The following is a 554-nucleotide window of genomic DNA, read 5'->3' as shown; positions in this document are numbered from 1 at the left end:
AGTTGGCGAGAGGTGTTGCGGGAGAGCGGGCCCATCCACGGCAGCCAGCCGACGGTGGTGCCGTCGCCGAACAGGTCCCGATATGCGCCACGATCCGCAGTCACCGAACCGGCCTCGTTGTTGGTTTCTGCTGTGGTGTCGATGTCGACCGGGTCGACCAGGTCTGATTCGAATTCTGTTGCAGCGCGTGTGGTTTCGTCGTCGGTGATGTCGTCACTGCTCTGGCCGGCCAGGCTCTGGAGGTCCTGCAACCGGATGTGCAGGTTGACGTGCGGCTTCTCACCGCCCTCGGTGGGGCGGTCACTGGAGGCGAGGTAGCGGTCGAGGATGTGCCCGAAGGCGTCGGCGCGTCGCCGTGCGGGACTGCGTTCGTCTGGGGTGCCGTCGGCGGCAGGGCGGGGTTCGGTCAACGGCGAAAGCGCGGTGAGCAGCTTTTCTCCGGTGATCGCATCGAAATCCATCTTCGCCACGAGACGTCCGTTGAGGGTTTTCGAGGCGAAGAGTTCGTTGCGGTCGGTGTCTTCCGGTAGTGGCTTGTTGCCGCCGTAGGTGTC

General features: G+C 64.6%; 1 protein-coding gene. It reads right to left on the bottom strand.

Features of this window, described 5'->3' with window-relative positions; translation table 11 throughout:
• A partial coding sequence (locus CH262_RS17175) for a DUF222 domain-containing protein (RefSeq protein ID WP_143547124.1) occupies nucleotides 1-554 on the bottom strand: 554 nt, incomplete at both ends.

It is taken from the genome of Rhodococcus sp. 05-2255-1e, assembly GCF_002259025.1.
GTDB classification, from domain to species: domain Bacteria; phylum Actinomycetota; class Actinomycetes; order Mycobacteriales; family Mycobacteriaceae; genus Rhodococcoides; species Rhodococcoides fascians.
The sequence above is the reverse complement of the archived record's forward strand: the minus strand, read 5'-3'. Positions and strand labels throughout refer to the sequence as shown.